Genomic DNA, 16,073 nt, shown 5'->3' with positions numbered 1-16,073 from the left:
GCCATCTCGAGCAGGGCCAGAAAAGGACCCGCCCGACCGGAAGAGGCTCGCGCGGGGTCAGGGGAGGCGGGCGGTGTAGACGGCGCGGGCGCGGTCGTACAGCCGGAGGTGGTCGTCGAGCTGGGCGGGGGAGTCGAAGACGCCGAACCGCCGCACCAGCCCGGCCAGCCGGTCGAGCCACGCCAGGCACCACCGCACGTCGGCCTCCCTGGCGACCGGCCGGCCGCCGACGTCCAGGTGGACGGGGCTGGTGTGCGCGTACGCGCCGTCGCCGCGCATCGCGCGCGGATGCGGCCCGCCGGTGGCGACGGCCACCACGTACGTCGGCTCCGTCACCTCAAGGGTGGCCGCGAGCCGTCCAGGAGGCCCCTGGGCGAGGACGCCGTCGGCGGTGCGGATCTCCAGCTCGGTCACCTCGGGCCCGATGGAGGTCACCTCGATCTCCACCCGAGCCCCGGGCGCGAGGTCGAGCCGGTCGCCTGGCCCGTGCCCGTTCACGGTGAGCTCCAGCCACGGCCCGGTGGTCGCGAAGGTCCGCCCGAGCCTGACCGCCTCCGCGTACGACCCGGCCGTCAGCGGGCCGTCGACCCTGGCGTAGACGCGTTCCCAGCCGGGCGGTCCCGAGGCGGTGCCGCGGCGGCAGAAGGACAGCACCGCGTCGGTCCCCGCGGTGACGGCGAGCCGGTTGCCCGCGCCGATCAGCCGCCGGTAGACCGCCGCCGTGGCGCTGATCGAGGAGTGGTTGAGCACGTCGAGGGTGTCGATCAGCCCGAGCGCCGCGTCGGCCACGATCTCCCTGGCCGAGCAGTTGCGCGCCCGGCCGAGCACGACGTCCGGCGGGTCGTCGTCGGTGAACGGGAAGTGGAAGGGGTGCCCGTAACCGGTGAGTCCACCGAGCGAGCGCAGCTCCTCAAGCGCGACCGCGTTCGGGGGCCAGTCGACGGCGCCCGCGAAGCCGGTGTGGTAGCGGGCGGGAGGGCGGCTGATCCCGAACGCGGTGAAGTGGCCCAGGAGGTCGCTGCGGTACTCGACGCCCAGCCTGGCCAGGTGTCCCGCGTCCGACCACGGCAGGTCCCGGCCCGCCCAGTGTTCGAGCGCCTCCCGGTCGTAGACCCGCTCACTGGCCACGTTGCCCGCGACGAGGTTGAGCACGTGCAGGTCCTCGCCGTGCTGCGCGGCGGCGGCCAGGGCGGGCGCGGCCGGCTCCTCACCCATCCAGTTGAGGTGAACGTGCAGGTCGCCGCCGTACCAGCCGCGGGCGGCGGCGTCGTACAGGCGCGAGGGGGCCAGCTCGACCAGCGTCTCCCCGCCGGCCTCGGGGGTCACGACGACGGAGGCGGTGTCGTACTCCATGCCTCGGGTGACGGTCACGGTGATCGGCTCGGCCGGGACGTCGAGCACGAGGTCGTCCCCGTGGAAGTACGGCCGGCGCAGCCCGTCGAGCTTGGGCGGCGCGCCCTCCGGGTACCAGCCCTGCCCGTTGCGCCCGGTGACGCCCCACCGGCACGGGAACCCGGCCCGCACCCGCAGCATGGCCGCCGGCACCCGCCTGACCAGCGGCGACAGGTCCACGGGTTGCCCGTCCACGCTGACGGACCCGGTCACCTCGACGACCCTGGCCCCGCCTGGCTCGACCACGTAAGAGGTGCCGTCCACGACGACCGTGACCGGCTTGTCGCGGCTGGAGTCCAGCAGCAGCGCCGTACGTAAGGGGCGCTCGTCCAGCACCACCCGGGGCTCGGCCGCCACAGCGCAGCCGTCGGGCGTGAGCCGCAGCGCGGGCAGCCGGATGGGGGTCTCGCCCTTCATGGCGTCGCGGACGAGCCGGCCGAGGTCGGCCTGGTCGAGGTGATCCTCCAGCTCGGCCTCGGGCACGTCGGGCAGCCGTGCGGCCATCTGCCGCAGGCCCGTGCCCCAGAAGTCGTCGTCGTCGCGGAGGTAGAGGGTGGTCCACGCCTGGACCACGTACGAGAGGGGCGGTTCGCCCCAGCGGACGTCGTGCGCGTCACGTAACGACCGGTAGTCGGTGAGCGCGGCGGCCACGGACGGAGGAAGCAGCGGATCGTGACACATTGGACACTCCCTGGATAGGACGCGCCGTCATCGTGACACGAAACGTCCGCTGCGTCCCCCCTCTCACAGCGTCCGCGTCAGCCGCGCCGGTCGAGCCGGAACGAGGGTTGTCCCGGCCTGCCCGGCTGGGCGTCCAGCGACTTGTCGTCGAGGATCCGTACGGCGTCCTCGGCGACGAACACCCGTACGTCCTCCTTCTCGACGACCTGGTCACCGGCGTGCGGCGTGCTCGCCAGCGTGACCTCCAGCGTTCCTGCCTCGTCTGCCTTCGGGGCGATGCGCAGGCCCGCGTCGGCGGGCACGTTCTCCCCGACCAAGAGGTCGCGGATGGCGACCACGGCGTTATCGGTCAATGTCAGCACGACCTGCTCCTTTGTCCTCTTGGAACCCTCCGACTCCCCCCACCTCGGAGCAGCAAACACATGCGCCGGGCGGCGCCGGGTAGCGGGGACGGCATGGCGAAGACCGATGAAGCCGTCCTGGAGGCGCTGCTCGACCGTTACGGCCGCACGTACGCGGGCGAGGCCGGCATCAAGCTCGCCGATCGCCCCAAACCGCTCTACGAGCTGCTGGTGCTCGCGACGCTGCTGAGCGCCCGCATCTCGGCGGACGTGGCGGTGGCGGCGGCCAAGGAGCTGTTCGCCGCCGGGTACGGCACGCCCAAGGGCATGTGCGAGGCGAGCTGGCAGGACCGGGTGGACGCGCTGGGCCGCGGCCACTACCGCCGCTACGACGAGCGCACGGCCACGATGCTCGGCGACGGCGCGGAGCTGCTGCTCGACCGGTGGAAGGGCGACCTGCGGCGGCTGCGCGACGAGGCGGGCGGCGACGAGCGGCGGATCGGGGAGCTGCTGACCGAGTTCCCCGGCATCGGCCCGACGGGGGCCGACATCTTCCTGCGCGAGGTCCAGGCGGTCTGGCCGCAGGTCGCGCCGCACCTGGACCGGCGGGTGCTGGACGGCGCGGGCAAGCTGGGCCTGCCGCGCCAGGCGGGGCCGCTCGCCGAGCTCGCCGGGTCCGGCGGCGAGCTGGCGCGCCTGTCGGCCGCGCTCGTCAGGGTGGCGCGGAGCAAGAAGTCCGTGGACGAGGTCAAGGCGGCGGCCGCGCGGTGATCGGCGGCTGTTAGGTTCTGGGTCATGGGTGAGTTCGTAAGCGTCGAGGTGGCCGACCACATCGCCACGATCCGTCTGGACCGTCCGAAGATGAACGCGCTCAACGCTCAGGTGCAGCGTGAGCTCGCCGAGGCGGCCGCGCTGATCGACGCCGACCCGCAGGTGCATGCGGTCATCCTGTACGGCGGCGCGCGGGTGTTCGCCGCCGGCGCGGACATCAAGGAGATGTCCGCCATGTCGTACGTCGAGATGTCCGCCCACTCCGTCACCCTCCAGGGCGCGCTGACCGCGATCGCCCGCATCGGCAAGCCGGTCATCGCCGCCATCACGGGTTACGCCCTCGGCGGCGGCTGCGAGCTGGCGCTGTGCGCCGACTTCCGGGTGGCGGGCGAGTCGGCCAAGCTGGGCCAGCCCGAGGTGCAGCTCGGCCTCATCCCCGGCGCGGGCGGCACCCAGCGCCTGCCCCGGCTGATCGGCCCCGCGCGGGCGAAGGACCTCATCTTCTCCGGCCGCCACGTCGACGCCGCGGAGGCGCTCGCCATCGGGCTGGTCGATCGCGTGGTGCCGGACGAGCAGGTCTACACCGCCGCGCTCGAATGGGCGGCCACGTTCGTCGGCGGGCCTGCCGTGGCCCTGCGCGCCGCCAAGCAGGCCATCGACCAGGGCCTGGAGACCGACCTGGAGACGGGCCTGGAGATCGAGCGGCTGCAGTTCTCCGGCATGTTCGCCACCGAGGACGCGAAGGCCGGCATGCGCGCCTTCACCGAGCGATCCAAGCCGACGTTCAAGGGCCGCTGAGCGATTCCCCCCGAAGCCATCACATTCGGTTACGCCCGTCCATAGCGGGATTCGTTTACCACTATGGTGGCCTTCCATGAAGCGCGTCCTGGTCCCCGCACGGCTCAGAAAGGCCGTGCGCACGTGGTTCGACTCCCGCTACATCTCGATCGCCGATCACCGTCAGGACATCAGGGACGCACTCTGGGAGGTGCAGACGCTGCGGCGGGAGATGCAGACCCTCCAGGAGGAGGTCGAGCGGCTGCGCAAGGCCCGCCCGCCCGTGATCGACAAGAAGAAGGTCGACGAGACCCACCGGCTCGCCCAGGAGACCGCCAAGGCGCTGGACGGCGTGCTGCAGAACGAGGTCCTCGTCTGGCAGGCCATCGACCAGCTGCGTGACGAGCGGGGCCGCGCCGAGGAGCAGCCGTGCGCGTGACCTGGACGGGCGCCGCGCAGCTGAGCTTCCGTCTCGACCCCGAGGACGAGATCACCGGCAGGGCCTCCGACGACTACCCGATCAAGCTGGCCATCAACTCCTGCTCGATCACCGGGGTCCCCGAGGACGCACACCCCGACCTGTACGCCGTCGCCGCCTGGACGGTCGTGGCCCCGTGGACGCGCCGGCGCGTCACGTTCGACCGGGCGATCTCCGCCGAGCTGGCCGAGGCGCTGCACGACGGCTTCGGGGTCGAGGCGGGCCCGGTGGGCGCGGAGCGGCGGCGGCCGGGGGCGCGGCTGGCCATCTCCTACAGCGGCGGCGCCGACTCGGTCGCGGCGGCCACGATGTACCCCGACGCCCCCTTCGTCCACTTCCAGCGGGTGCCGCATCCGCGCGTACCGAACCGCTGGCCCCACTACCGCTCCGACGTGCTGGCCAAGCTGGCCGCCAAGACCGGCCGCGAGCTGACCACGGTCAGCTCCGACCTCGAATACACCCTGGCCGAGCCCCGCCCCGGCTACCCCGAGCACCACGCGGTCGCCGCCGGCGCGCTGCTGCTGGCCGACCAGCTCGACCTGGGCGGCCTCGGCTTCGGCTACGAGCTGGGCTCGCGCTGGCTCGGCGGCGACCGCTACCTGGGCCGCTTCACCCCCGACAACCCCATGTGGGCGCCGCACGGCCGCTGGGGGCGCTTATTCGCGGCGGCGGGCCTGCACATCGTGCTGCCCGTCGGCGGCGTCAGCGAGGCGGTCACCATGCGTCTCGCGCTCGGCTCGCCGCTGCGCGAGCAGGTCCGCTGGTGCCTGCAGGGCGTGGACGGCCCCTGCCGCAAGTGCGGCAAGTGCTTCTACAAGGAGCTCATCCAGGCCGCCGTCGAACGCCGCCCGCTGGACTCGCCGATGAAGGCCGAGCACCCGTCGGTCAGGAAATACCTCAAGAAACCGCCGTACGGCGGCCAGGAGATGATCCAGTACGGGCTCTCCCGCGTCCCCGGCATCGAGAAGACCGTCCTCGCGCCCGCGCTCGACTACTTCGACGTCGGCGAGGAGGCGACGAGCTGGCTCGACCACTGCTACCCGCCGGCCCTGGAGGAGATCCCTGAGCCGTGGCGCGCGGAGGCGGCCGCGTTCGTCGAGGCGAACGTCGGGTTGATGACGGAGTCGGAAGTGCGCCAGGTGGAGACCTGGGGGAGTGGAGCAGGGGCGTGAAGGTTTACCTGTCGGTGGACATGGAGGGCGTGACCGGGCTGACCGACCCGGAGGAGATGCACGCCGGCAAGCGCGGCTACGAGCGCGGCTGCGAGCTGATGACGGCCGACGCGAACGCGGCGGTCGAGGGCGCGTTCGCGGCCGGTGCGGACAGCGTGCTGGTCAACGACGCCCACGGCTCCACCAAGAACCTCAGGATCGACCTGCTCGACCCGCGGGCCAGCCTCATCAGGGGGCCGGGCAAGGCGCAGCGGATGGCGCAGGGCCTCGACGGGACGTTCCAGGCGGCCTGCTTCGTCGGCTACCACGCCCGCGCCGGGGTGCCCGACGGCGTGCTCAACCACACCTGGATGGGCAAGGAGATCCAGAACGTCTACCTCAACGGCGACCTGTGCGGCGAGACCCGGCTGGTGGCGGCGTGCGCCGGGTTCCACGGGGTGCCGGTCGTCCTGGTGACCGGGGACGAGGCGGTCGGCGATGAGGCCCGCGAGCTGCTCGGCGACGTCGAGACCGTGGCGGTCAAGAAGGGCATCGACAAGTTCTCGGCCGAGCTGCTGCCGCCGAGCGTGGCCCAGGGCAGGATCCGTGAGGCCACCGAGCGGGCGCTGGGCCGGTTGAGCGACTTCACGCCGTACGTGGTGCCGGCGCCGTACACGCTGGGCGTGGAGTGGAACTCGACCGCCATCGCCGCCGCCGTGTCGCTGGTGCCGGGCGTCAAGCAGGTGGGCACCCGCCACACCGAGTTCACCACCGACGACTTCGCCCAGATCATGGCCCTGTTCGGGATCTTCGCCACGATCGGCGGCCAGGTCGCGTGCGGCAGCGGGCCCTATGGCTGACGGCAAGGGGGCCGCGCTCACCCGGCGCGGCCTGCTCGTCGGGATCGGCGCGGCCGGCGGCGCGGGCGCCATGTACGCCGCCATGGGCGCGCTCGGCCTCGCCCCCACCGGGCAGGACAAGGAGTTCACGCCGCCGCGCGCGGGCGACTTCACGCTGCGCGGCAAGGCGTCGGCCAGCGTGGTCATCCTGGGGGCCGGGGTGGCGGGGCTGACGGCGGCGTACGAGCTGGGCAAGGCCGGCTACGACTGCACGCTGCTCGAAGCGCGGCCCAAGGCCGGCGGCAGGAACCTCACGCTGCGCGGCGGCGACCGCGTGACCGAGCTGAACGGCCCTCCTCAGGAGGTCACGTTCGGCGAGGGCGTCTACTTCAACGCCGGGCCGGGCCGCATCGCGCCGTGGATGGTCACCCTCGACTACTGCCGCGAGCTGGGCATCCCGATCGAGACGTTCGTCAACTCGAACGCTGCCGCGTACGTGCACGTCGAGAACAGGACGGTCAGAGCCCGCACCGCCCGAGCCGACATGTACGGATATGTCGCCGAACTCCTCGCGAAAGTCACCGACTCCGGCGCCCTGAACAGGACCCTCACCAGGGACGACAGGGAGCGCCTGCTGGAGTTCCTCAGGCGATTCGGCGACCTCGGACCCAAGCACGAGTACGAGGGCTCGCCCCGGCGCGGCTTCGAGAAGTTCCCCGCCGTCGACGGCGGCACCCCGCTCGACGCCCCCGGCACCCTCCGCCAGGTGCTGGCCGCCGGCACCGGCCGCGCGATCACCAACGACTTCGGCTACGAGCAGGCCACCCCCATGTTCCAGCCGGTCGGCGGCATGGACGCGATCGTCACCAGGCTGCAGGAGGCCGTCGGCACGGACCGGATCAAGACCGGCGCCAAGGTCACCAAGATCACCACGATGGACGACGGCGTCGAGGTCGCCCACACCGGTGGCGTGCTCAAGGCCGACTACTGCATCGCCGCGCTCCCGCCGCACGTCCTCGCCAAGATCCCGCACAACCTCGGCGCCCAGGTGACCAGCGCCCTGGCCACCCCCGTCCCGGTCGCCGCCGGCAAGATCGGCCTGGAGTACGGCATCCGCTGGTGGGAGCGCGAGGACCGCATCTACGGCGGCGTCACCGAGACCGACCTCGACATCACCCACATCTGGTACCCCTCGCACGACTACCACGCCGAGCGCGGCCTGCTCGTCGGCTACTACAACACCGGCCCCGAGGCCGAGCTGTACGGCGCGCTCACCCCCGAGGACCGCAGGCGCAGGGCGCTCACTCAGGGCAAGAAGATCCACGGCGAGAAATACCGCCAGAACGTCCTGGGCAGCGCCTCCATCGCCTGGCACCGGCAGGAGCACATCCTGGGCGGCTGGGTGCGGTGGCCCTCCTTTGATCCGTCGTTCACTCTTCTGCAACGCCCGGCAGGAAGGGTCTACTTCGCGGGCGACTGGCTCACCCACCTCATCGCCTGGCAGGCGGGGGCCATGGAGTCGGCCCGCGCCGTCGTCACCGGGCTGCACCAGCGCGTGTTGCGGTCTCCGTGACGTCGCACGCTGCTCCGGCGGCCGCAATAGGCTCGTCAGGAGAAGCGAGACGAGGAGTGGGAGATGACGTTGCAGTGGGTGCCCGCGACCGGACGGCCCGACCTCCTGGCCGGCCCGGTGACGCGCGCCGTCGCTGACCTGGAGGGCGTCGAGGTGGCCGAGATCGACCCCGAGCTGGCCGACACGGCGGCGTTCTGCGAGCGCTACGGCGTGTCACTCGACGAGTCCGCCAACTGCGTCGTGGTGGCGGCCAAGCGGGGCGGCGAGACGCGCTACGCCGCCTGCATGGTGCTCGCGACGATGCGGGTCGACGTCAACGGCGTCGTGCGCAGGCATCTCGACGCCCGCAAGACGAGCTTCGCGCCGATGGCCGACGCGGTCGAGCGCACCGGCATGGAATACGGCGGCATCACCCCCCTCGGCCTGCCCGAGGAGTGGCCCGTCCTGGTCGACACCAGGGTCGCCGAGCATCCGCGCGTGGTGATCGGCAGCGGCGTGCGCAGGTCGAAGCTCGCGGTCCCGGGCGCCACCCTGGCCGGGCTGAAGAAGGCGGAGGTGCTCTCCCTGGCCGGCTGACGGCGGAATCGAGGCCATTTCGAGACCGTCGTTGGGGAAACCGGAGGGGGCTTCTTGGACGTTGTACGAGTGGGAATGTGGCCTCATGGTTCATCTCGTGGGCGGGGATTAAGCCGGTATGGTGCTTCATGCCATGAACGATGACCGACTAGGCCCTTACCGGCTGCTCAGGCGGCTCGGTGAAGGCGGGATGGGCGTTGTCCACCTCGCTGTCGACCCCCAGGGTCGGCAGGTGGCGGTCAAGGTCCTGCGCGCGGAGGTCGCCGGCGACGAGGTCGCCAGGCGGCGGCTCTCGCGCGAGGTCGAGACCATGCGCAGGGTGCGCAGCACATACATCGCCGAGGTGCTCGACGCCGACGTCACCGGTCATCGCCCCTACATCGTCACCCGCTACGTGCCGGGCCGGCCGCTCGACGAGATCGTCAAGGACGACGGCCCGCTCGACCTGCCCGCGCTGGTCAAGGTCGCGCACGGGGTGGCCACCGCGCTGGCCGCCGTCCACTCGGTCGGCGTGATCCACCGCGACCTCAAGCCGGGCAACGTGCTCATCCTCGACGGCGAGCCCGTGCTGATCGACTTCGGCATCGCCCAGGCGGTCGACGCCACCCGGCTGACGCAGACCGGCATGTTCATCGGCACGCCCGGCTACCTCGCGCCCGAGATCATCGAGGGCCAGGAGGCCGGCCCCGAGGTCGACATCCACGCGTGGGCCGGCACCCTGCTCTACGCCGGCACCGGCCAGCCGCCCTTCGGCAAGGGCACGCTGGAAATGATCTTCTACAACATCACCGCGGGCAAGGCCGACATCAGCGCCGCGCCGGCCGAGCTGCAGCCGCTGCTCAAGGCCGCGTTCTCGCGCAACCCCGCCAAGCGGCCCAAGGCCGCCGAGCTGGCCGAGCAGACCGCCCGCATGCTGCCCAAGCCGCCGCCGGGCGACGCGCCCGACGAGATCTCCACGCTGCCGCGCACCGACGGCTCGCGCGCGGTCCCGCCGCGGGTGAGCGACAAGCCGTCGTACGACGTCTCCACCCCGCCGGTGACCCCGCGGCGGCTGCTGGAGGGCCAGGACCACCAGGCGAGCCCGCCGGTGCCGCCGCCCGCGCAGCCCGAACAGCAATACGTCTCGCTGCTGCCCGACCAGCCCGACCCGTGGCCGACCCGCCGGGTCTCGCCCGAGGAGCTGCGGCGCATCCAGCGCGAGGCCGGTCTCGGCAACCCGCCGCAGAGCCAGAGCCTGCCCCAGCAGGGGCTTCCCGTGCCGCCGCCGGCCGGCGAGGGCGACGTGCCCACCCGGCGCGTACGCCCCGACTCGCCCGAGCTCCGGCGCCTCACCCAGCCGCCGGTGCCCAACCTCAGCCAGCCCAACGCGAGCCAGCCCAACGCGAGCCAGCCCAACGCGAGCCAGCCGCACCCGGGCCTGCCGCACGCGGGTCACCCCAACGCGGGGCACCCCCATGTGAGCCATCCCCACACCGGTCGTCCCAACGCCGGTCATTCCAACGCCGGTCATCCCAACGCCGGTCATCCCAACGCAGGCCGGTCCGACTACGCGCGGCCCAACCCGATGCCGCTGCAGCCGCCGCCGTACATCCCGGCGCAGCAGCAGCCCTACCCGCAGCAGCAGGCCGCCCCGAGCACCATGCGCGAGCCGTACATCCCGAGCGTGCCGCCCGGCCGGGTGCTGCAGCGCTCCCGCGCGTACGGCGTCTCCGCGGCCATGCTGCTGGTCCTGATGATCGTGGCGGCCGTGCGGGCGCCCGTCATCGTGGCCGTCCTGGCGCTGCCCGCGGTCATCCTGCTGCGCGCCGCCGACCTGGCGCAGCCGCAGCTGACGGCTCGCAGGGCGGCCGGAGCGGCGGCGCTCGACGTGGTCAGGGTCTTCGCCTACCCCGCCGTGCTCGCCAAATCGGTGGGCATCACGCTGGCGCTCACGCTCTACGCGCTCATCCTCGGACTGCCGGTGACGCTGCTGCTCACCGTCGTCGTGAACATGAGCCCTTATTACGCTCTGGCCTGGGGGGCATCCATCGCCCTGTGGACGGTCTGCGCCGGCCCAGGAGTGGAAGGCCCGGGCAAACAGATGCGCAGAACGCTCTCGTCGCTCGTACCCTCGAGAACAGCGGCAATGGTAATGGCGGGAGTCCTGGTGGCCGCGGCCGCGCTCTCGCTGATCCTCGCTTACGGCACGTTCGGGGACAAGCCAAGGGGGGCCGGTGTATGGACTCCGCTGAACGTCGACGCAGTGGTGGAGCAGTTGGAAGGGTTGAGGGGGAATTCCGGGGGATGACGCGGGGAAGGTGGCGATGAACACCCAAGCACCAGAACGCCTCGGGCCCTACCGCCTGGTCAGGAAGATCGGCGAAGGTGGCATGGGGGTCGTCCACCTCGGCCTCGACGGCGCGGGCAGGGAAGTCGCCATCAAGGTCCTGCATCCCCACGTCGCCGCCGACCTCAAGGCGCGCGACCGGCTCACCCGCGAGGTCGAGACCATGCGCAGGGTGCGCAGCCCCTACGTCGCGGAGGTCATCGACGCCGAGCTCGTGGGCGGCCAGCCCTACGTCGTGACCAGGTTCGCGCCGGGCCGCACGCTCGAGGACACCGTGCTGACCGAGGGGCCGCTGGAGGCCCGCCAGGTCATCAGGCTCGCCCAGGGGCTCTGCCAGGCGCTGGTGGCCATCCACGCGGCCGACGTGATCCACCGCGACTTCAAGCCGTCCAACGTCATGCTGGTCGACGGCGAGCCGCTGGTGATCGACTTCGGCATCGCCCACCTGGTCAACGCCACCCGGCTGACCCAGACCGGCATGTTCGTCGGCACGCCCGGCTATCTCGCGCCCGAGATCATCCGCGACTCCGAGATCACCCAGGCCGCCGACGTGCACGCGATGGCCTCCACGGTGTTCTTCGCCGCCACCGGGGCGCCGCCGTTCGGCACGGGGACGTTCGAGTCGGTCTGCTTCAACATCATGGAAGGGCGGGCCCAGCTCGACAAGGCGCCCGCCTGGCTGCGCGGCTGGCTGAGCAGGGCGCTCCACGTCGACGCCGAGGCCCGGCCGAGCGCGCCCGAGCTGCTGCGCATGGCCAGGGCGCTCGACCCGTCGGTGACGACGTTCAACGAGGCGTCCTTCGACGGGCCGACCGGCACCAAGCGGCTGGCCGACCGCACCCGCACCATGGACACCTTCTCCGACCTGCTGCCGCCGGTCGAGTACGGCAAGGCCGCCCCGCCGCCGCCCGCGCCCTCACCGACGCCCACCAGGCGTGAGGAGCGCCCGCCCCCTTACGTGCCCGCGCCGATGGCCGCCAGGCCGCCCGCGCCGCGCCCCGACCAGCGCGTGGCCGGTTATCCCGCGCCACAGCCACAGCCACAGGCCAGGCCCTACGAGCCGCCACCGCCGCAGTACACCCCGCCCGCCGAGCGCAAGCGCTACCTGTTCGGCAGCCAGGTCGTGGGCCTGCTGCTGCTGGTCACGCTGGTGGCGCTGAGCGTGGTGATGCCGGTCATGGCGGGCGCGATCGCCGTCGCGCTCGCGCTCGTCCTGCGCATCGGCGAATACCTGTTCGGCGACATGGTCAAGCGGCGGCAGGTGCGCGGCAGCAGTGCCGCCGACCCGCTGCTCGTCCTGGTCGGCACGCCGTGGGCGCTGATCAAGTCCGCGCTCGTCACGGTGGTGCACGTGCCGCTGGCCCTGCTGTTCGGCGTGTGCGTCTGGGGCGTGCTGCACTTCGCCGGGCCGTTCACCCTCAACGAGGCGGCCGCGTACGCGGCGGGCGCCTTCACCGCCGGCCTGTTCGTGCTGCCCGGCGGCGGCGCCCCGCGCAAGGCCGTCACCCGCACGCTCACCGGCGTGCTGCGCAGTCCTGGCGCGGCGCTGATCGCGGTGCTGCTGGTGGGCACCGCGGCGCTGTTCGCCGTCATGTTCGCGATGGGGCAGGCCACCGACTGGTATCCGTGGCGGGCTCCGGAATCGGTGATCGACGGCCTCGCCAACGAGGCAAGACAGAGCACGATCGGCCTGATCACCGGCCTGATCGGCAGCCTGATGGACGGTCTGGGGCTGAGCTTCCTGAATCCCTGGTCCTGAGTGTCCGCCTGGTCCTGCGGGGGGAGAGATGAAGTATGAGCGAGCACCTCGGCCCGTACGAGCTTCTCTCCCGTCTCGGGTCCGGCGGCTTCGGCGAGGTGCACCTGGCGCTCGACGCCGAGGGGCGTACGGTCGCGGTCAAGGTGCTCCATCCCCATGTCGCCGCCGACGGCGGGGCACTCGCCAGGCTGGCCCGCGAGGTCGAGACCATGCGCATCGTCGGCGGCCCGCACATCGCCGAGGTGCTCGACGCCTCGCTCGACGGTGACCGCCCCTACCTCGTCACCCGCTACGTCCAGGGCCGCCCGCTGAGCGCCGTGCCCGTGCCGGTCGCCGACCTGCGGCGGCTGGCCGCCGGGCTGGCCGACGCGCTGCTCGCCATGCACGAGTCGGGGGTCGTCCACCGCGATCTCAAGCCGGCCAACGTGATGATGACCGAGGGCGAGCCCGTCGTGATCGACTTCGGCATCGCCAGCGCGCTCGACTCGCTGTCCGTCACCGCCTCGGGGGCGGTCGTCGGAACGCCCGGCTATCTGGCGCCCGAGGTGCTGGAGGGGCGGCCCGCCGGGGTGGAGGCCGACGTGTTCTCGTTCGGGGCGACGCTCGCGTACGCGGCAACCGGGCGGCAGCCGTACGGGCAGGGTCCCGCCTCCGCCGTGGCCTACCGGGTCGTGCACCACCCGCCCGACCTGGAGGGCGCGCCGGCTTGGCTGGAGCCGCTGTTACGCGAGTGCCTGTCCACCGACCCGGCACGGCGGCCCACGGCCGCCCAGATCTGCGACCGGCTCGGCGTGGCGCCCGTCGCCCACGTGCCGCCTCCGCGTCTCGGGCCCGTACGTCCCCGGGTCGCCGAGCACGACGAGATGAGCACCAGGGAGATCCGGCCGCCGGCCAAGGAGCAGCACCGGCGCTCTGTGGAGGAGTCCAGGGCGCGGCACCGGGAGAAGGTGCGCAGGCGGTGGCTGATCGGGTCGGCGCTGTTCGTGGCGCTGCTGGCGGCGGCCGCGCGTGAGCCGCTGCCCGAGGTGTCGTTGTTCCTGCTGGCGGCGTACGCGCTGGGCGTGGTGAGCGACGCGGGGGTGGCGCTGTTCTCGAAGGGCCCCTACCGGCGCAGCCGGATGATCGCGGACCTGCTCGGCGTGGCGGGGACGGTGGGGCTCTGCTTCGGGCTGGCGACGTGGTTCAGCGCGTTCACGCTGGCTCTGTTCGCGGGTACGGCGCTGGTGGTGGGGGTCGTGTTCCTGCTGTCGGCGTAAGAGATGTCACAGGTGCTGACCGAATAAAGTTCGGTATGGTAGGGGCAAGCCGCCGTGCTCGGTTTGCGCGGAAGCTACCCATGGGTAACATAACGGCGAAACCTCGGCAGACCCTCTGTCGGATGCCCCTGGGGCACCTGGCAGTCTGGACAGATGGATTCGGCGCCCACCGCAACGAGGCGGGGGCGCAGGCGAACTACGGGAGGTCGGCCACCGGCCATGAACATCGTCGTCTGCGTGAAGCAGGTCCCCGACACGGCGACCGAGCGCAAGCTGCGGTCCGATGACAACACGCTCGACCGGGACGCCGCCGACGGCGTGGTCAACGAGCTTGACGAGTACGCGGTCGAGGAGGCACTGAAGCTCAAGGAGGCCCACGGCGGTGAGGTCACCGTCCTGACCATGGGCCCCGGCAAGGCCACCGAGACCATCCGCAAGGCTCTGGCCATGGGCGCCGACAAGGCCGTCCACCTGAGCGACGACGCGCTCCACGGCTCCGACGCGCTGTCCACCTCGTACGCGATGGCGCAGGTGCTCAAGAAGATCGGGTTCGACCTGGTCATCCTGGGCTCCGAGTCCACCGACGCCCGCACCGGCATGCTGCCGGCCATGCTGGCGGAGCGGCTCGGCACCCCGCAGCTCACGCTGGCCAACAAGGTCGAGGTCGACGGCGGCACGATCGCCGTGCAGCGGCTGGCCGACTACGGCTACGACCGCGTCGAGGCCACGCTGCCCGCCGTCGTCTCCGTGGTCGAGAAGATCAACGAGCCGCGCTACCCGTCGTTCAAGGGCATCATGGCGGCCAAGAAGAAGCCGGTCGAGACGCTCGCCATCGGCGACGCCTCCATCGACGCCGACCAGGTCGGCCTGGGCGCCGCCTGGTCCGAGGTGGTCGACTTCGCCCCGGCCCCGCCGCGCGCGGCCGGCACGATCGTCAAGGACGAGGGCGACGGCGGCGCGAACGCGGCCGACTTCCTGGCTTCCAAGAAGTTCATCTGAGAACGGGGGATTCACTGATATGTCGGACATTCTCGTTCTCGTCGAGCAGGTCGACGGTGAGGTCAAGAAGGTCACGCTCGAGCTGCTGACCCTGGCCCGCACCCTCGGCACGCCCGCCGCCGTCTGGGCCGGCCCCGGCATCACGCCCGAGGCCAAGGCCCGCCTCGCCGAGTACGGCGCCGACAAGATCTACGTCGCCGCCTCAGGCGACCTGGTCGAGCACGTCGTCGCGCCCAAGGCCGAGCTGCTCGCCCAGCTCATCACCGAGAAGTCGGCGGCCGGCGTGCTCATCGCCGCCACCGCCGAGGGCAAGGAGATCGCCGGGCGGCTGGCCATCAAGACCGACTCCGGCGTCATCACCGACGCCGTCGGGGTCGGTGAGGGCTTCGTCGCCGACCAGTCCATCTTCGGCGGCGGCATCAACGTGCACGCGCGGGTCCGCAAGGGCACCCCCATCATCGCCGTACGCCCCAACTCCACCGCCCCCGTGCCGGCCGCCGGCGCGGGCACGGAGGAGGAGGTCACGGTCGCCCTGTCCGACGCCGCCAAGGCCGCCCGCGTGGTGGAGCGCGTCAAGCAGGAGAAGGGCGCCCGCCCCGAGCTGACCGAGGCCGCCATCGTCGTCTCCGGCGGTCGCGGCGTGGGCTCCGCCGAGAACTTCTCGGTGATCGAGGAGCTCGCCGACTCCCTGGGCGCCGCGGTGGGCGCCTCGCGCGCCGCCACGGACGCCGGCTGGTACCCGCACCAGTTCCAGGTGGGCCAGACCGGCAAGACCGTCTCGCCGCAGCTCTACATCGCGGCCGGCATCTCCGGCGCCATCCAGCACCGGGCCGGCATGCAGACGGCGAAGACGATCATCGCCATCAACAAGGACCCGGAGGCCCCGATCTTCGAGCTCGCCGACTACGGCGTAGTGGGCGACCTCCACCAGGTCGTCCCCCAGCTCACCGAAGAAATCAAGAAGCGCAAGTAAGCGACCCACCGAAGGGGCCGGCACGACTTCCGGCCCCTTCCGCTTACCCGGAGAAAGGGGTACCGCGCCCCGCGCCTGACCACGATCAAGCCCGCGTGCCGCCCCCTCCGCGCCCCCACGATCCGTCGCCCTTCCGCCTCCGCGCGGCTGCGCTCCCGCGCCCCCTCCGGGCCTCCGCGCC

14 protein-coding genes are annotated in these 16,073 nt (G+C 72.2%); 12 read left to right on the top strand and 2 right to left on the bottom strand.

Features of this window, described 5'->3' with window-relative positions:
- Positions 1–57 precede the first annotated feature (57 nt).
- Positions 58–2,073, bottom strand: coding sequence for a CehA/McbA family metallohydrolase (locus ACFFR3_RS49035; protein WP_379485445.1), 2,016 nt, complete (start codon positions 2,071–2,073; stop codon positions 58–60).
- Positions 2,074–2,150: 77 nt separating this feature from the next.
- A complete protein-coding gene (locus ACFFR3_RS49030; protein ID WP_345389333.1) occupies positions 2,151–2,435 on the bottom strand; it encodes a Fe-S cluster assembly protein HesB in 285 nt (94 codons plus the stop codon).
- 93 nt (positions 2,436–2,528) lie between these two features.
- Here ACFFR3_RS49030 and ACFFR3_RS49025 point away from each other — a divergent pair, with 93 nt between their 5' ends.
- From ACFFR3_RS49025 to ACFFR3_RS48970, 12 genes are all read left to right on the top strand, one after another.
- Positions 2,529–3,185, top strand: coding sequence for an HhH-GDP family DNA glycosylase (locus ACFFR3_RS49025; RefSeq protein ID WP_345389331.1), 657 nt, complete (start codon positions 2,529–2,531; stop codon positions 3,183–3,185).
- 24 nt (positions 3,186–3,209) lie between these two features.
- Positions 3,210–3,983, top strand: coding sequence for an enoyl-CoA hydratase/isomerase family protein (locus ACFFR3_RS49020; protein ID WP_345389329.1), 774 nt, complete (start codon positions 3,210–3,212; stop codon positions 3,981–3,983).
- Positions 3,984–4,059: 76 nt separating this feature from the next.
- Positions 4,060–4,401, top strand: coding sequence for a hypothetical protein (locus tag ACFFR3_RS49015; RefSeq protein WP_345389327.1), 342 nt, complete (start codon positions 4,060–4,062; stop codon positions 4,399–4,401).
- Entirely contained in the window at positions 4,392–5,612 is a 1,221-nt protein-coding gene (locus ACFFR3_RS49010; protein WP_364376552.1) for a DUF6395 domain-containing protein, read from the top strand. Before ACFFR3_RS49015 ends, ACFFR3_RS49010 begins: the two co-directional genes overlap by 10 nt.
- Positions 5,609–6,451, top strand: coding sequence for a M55 family metallopeptidase (locus ACFFR3_RS49005; RefSeq protein ID WP_364376549.1), 843 nt, complete (start codon positions 5,609–5,611; stop codon positions 6,449–6,451). The genes ACFFR3_RS49010 and ACFFR3_RS49005 overlap by 4 nt, the downstream gene beginning before the upstream one ends.
- A complete protein-coding gene (locus ACFFR3_RS49000; protein ID WP_379485444.1) occupies positions 6,444–8,003 on the top strand; it encodes a flavin monoamine oxidase family protein in 1,560 nt (519 codons plus the stop codon). The genes ACFFR3_RS49005 and ACFFR3_RS49000 overlap by 8 nt, the downstream gene beginning before the upstream one ends.
- Before the next feature lie 63 nt (positions 8,004–8,066).
- Entirely contained in the window at positions 8,067–8,579 is a 513-nt protein-coding gene (locus ACFFR3_RS48995; RefSeq protein ID WP_364376543.1) for a YbaK/EbsC family protein, read from the top strand.
- A 133-nt stretch (positions 8,580–8,712) separates the two neighbouring features.
- Positions 8,713–10,866: a serine/threonine protein kinase gene (locus ACFFR3_RS48990; protein ID WP_379485443.1), complete on the top strand. Its 2,154-nt coding sequence runs from the start codon at positions 8,713–8,715 to the stop codon at positions 10,864–10,866.
- 16 nt (positions 10,867–10,882) lie between these two features.
- A complete protein-coding gene (locus ACFFR3_RS48985) occupies positions 10,883–12,664 on the top strand; it encodes a serine/threonine-protein kinase (protein WP_364376537.1) in 1,782 nt (593 codons plus the stop codon).
- A gap of 35 nt (positions 12,665–12,699) precedes the next feature.
- Positions 12,700–13,920, top strand: coding sequence for a serine/threonine-protein kinase (locus tag ACFFR3_RS48980; RefSeq protein WP_364376534.1), 1,221 nt, complete (start codon positions 12,700–12,702; stop codon positions 13,918–13,920).
- A gap of 219 nt (positions 13,921–14,139) precedes the next feature.
- On the top strand, positions 14,140–14,919 hold the full coding sequence (locus ACFFR3_RS48975) for an electron transfer flavoprotein subunit beta/FixA family protein (protein WP_345389311.1): 780 nt from the start codon (positions 14,140–14,142) through the stop codon (positions 14,917–14,919).
- 19 nt (positions 14,920–14,938) lie between these two features.
- Positions 14,939–15,892 (top strand): electron transfer flavoprotein subunit alpha/FixB family protein, encoded by a 954-nt coding sequence (locus tag ACFFR3_RS48970; RefSeq protein ID WP_379485442.1) that lies wholly within the window; start codon positions 14,939–14,941, stop codon positions 15,890–15,892.
- Positions 15,893–16,073: the final 181 nt, after the last annotated feature.

The organism is Nonomuraea salmonea (assembly GCF_042428605.1).
GTDB classification, from domain to species: Bacteria; Actinomycetota; Actinomycetes; order Streptosporangiales; family Streptosporangiaceae; genus Nonomuraea; species Nonomuraea salmonea.
The sequence above is the reverse complement of the archived record's forward strand: the minus strand, read 5'-3'. Positions and strand labels throughout refer to the sequence as shown.

Bases quoted from the DNA above. Each gene is read 5' to 3' on its own strand.
- ACFFR3_RS49035 (WP_379485445.1), bottom strand. From the start codon at position 2,073: ATGTGTCACGATCCGCTGCTTCCTCCGTCCGTGGCCGCCGCGCTCACC.
- ACFFR3_RS49025 (WP_345389331.1), top strand. From the start codon at position 2,529: ATGGCGAAGACCGATGAAGCCGTCCTGGAGGCGCTGCTCGACCGTTAC.
- ACFFR3_RS49020 (WP_345389329.1), top strand. From the start codon at position 3,210: ATGGGTGAGTTCGTAAGCGTCGAGGTGGCCGACCACATCGCCACGATC.
- ACFFR3_RS49015 (WP_345389327.1), top strand. From the start codon at position 4,060: ATGAAGCGCGTCCTGGTCCCCGCACGGCTCAGAAAGGCCGTGCGCACG.
- ACFFR3_RS49000 (WP_379485444.1), top strand. From the start codon at position 6,444: ATGGCTGACGGCAAGGGGGCCGCGCTCACCCGGCGCGGCCTGCTCGTC.
- ACFFR3_RS48995 (WP_364376543.1), top strand. From the start codon at position 8,067: ATGACGTTGCAGTGGGTGCCCGCGACCGGACGGCCCGACCTCCTGGCC.
- ACFFR3_RS48990 (WP_379485443.1), top strand. From the start codon at position 8,713: ATGAACGATGACCGACTAGGCCCTTACCGGCTGCTCAGGCGGCTCGGT.
- ACFFR3_RS48985 (WP_364376537.1), top strand. From the start codon at position 10,883: ATGAACACCCAAGCACCAGAACGCCTCGGGCCCTACCGCCTGGTCAGG.
- ACFFR3_RS48980 (WP_364376534.1), top strand. From the start codon at position 12,700: ATGAGCGAGCACCTCGGCCCGTACGAGCTTCTCTCCCGTCTCGGGTCC.
- ACFFR3_RS48975 (WP_345389311.1), top strand. From the start codon at position 14,140: ATGAACATCGTCGTCTGCGTGAAGCAGGTCCCCGACACGGCGACCGAG.
- ACFFR3_RS48970 (WP_379485442.1), top strand. From the start codon at position 14,939: ATGTCGGACATTCTCGTTCTCGTCGAGCAGGTCGACGGTGAGGTCAAG.